Below are 718 nucleotides of genomic sequence, written 5' to 3' on the forward strand. Positions count from 1 at the left end.
GCCTCCTGTGACGCTCCGCGTCACGCTTCGGGACGCAGAGCGTCCATGGCTGCATTCCCATGCGAAGCGTGGGAACGATCAACATCTTGCGGAATGGTGCTTGACCTTGCCCGCATGGCAAGGTTGATCCTGTAGACATCCACTACAGGGAGCGCGACCGATGTCCGAATCCACCACTTTCGATCTGCCGATTGCCGGCATGACCTGCGCCAGTTGCGCCGGGCGTGTCGAGCGGGCGCTGCGCAAGGTCAGCGGCGCCAGTGCCGTCAGCGTCAACCTCGCCACCGAAAAGGCCCGGGTACAGGCGCCCGGCGACAGCCTCCCGGCGCTGATGCAAGCCGTGGAGCGCGCCGGTTACAGCGTGCCCCGGCAAACCGTCGAATTGAGCATCGACGGCATGACCTGCGCGTCCTGCGTCGGTCGCGTCGAACGTGCCCTGAGCAAAGTCCCAAGCGTGAGCAGCGTCAGCGTCAATCTGGCCAACGAACGTGCGCACCTCGAATTGCTCGGCCAGGTCGATACGCAAACCCTGCTCGACGCGGTGAGCAAGGCCGGTTACTCGGCCAGCGTCTGGCAAGCTGAACGGCCACAGTCCGATGACCAGCAAAAACGCCTGCATCGCGAGCGCTGGGCATTGATCTGCGCGATCGCCCTCGCTCTGCCCCTGGTGTTACCGATGTTGCTGCAGCCGTTCGGCATTCACTGGATGCTCCCGGCC

At 64.3% G+C, this 718-nt stretch carries 1 protein-coding gene; it reads left to right on the forward strand.

Going from position 1 to position 718, the window contains the following annotated elements; genetic code table 11:
• Positions 1–160 precede the first annotated feature (160 nt).
• Positions 161–718 (forward strand): copper ion binding protein (locus J5M71_RS26195; RefSeq protein WP_207838356.1); only part of this gene is annotated, 558 nt, incomplete at its 3' end.

It is taken from the genome of Pseudomonas sp. 43(2021) (genome assembly GCF_017490805.1).
Lineage (GTDB): Bacteria > Pseudomonadota > Gammaproteobacteria > Pseudomonadales > Pseudomonadaceae > Aquipseudomonas.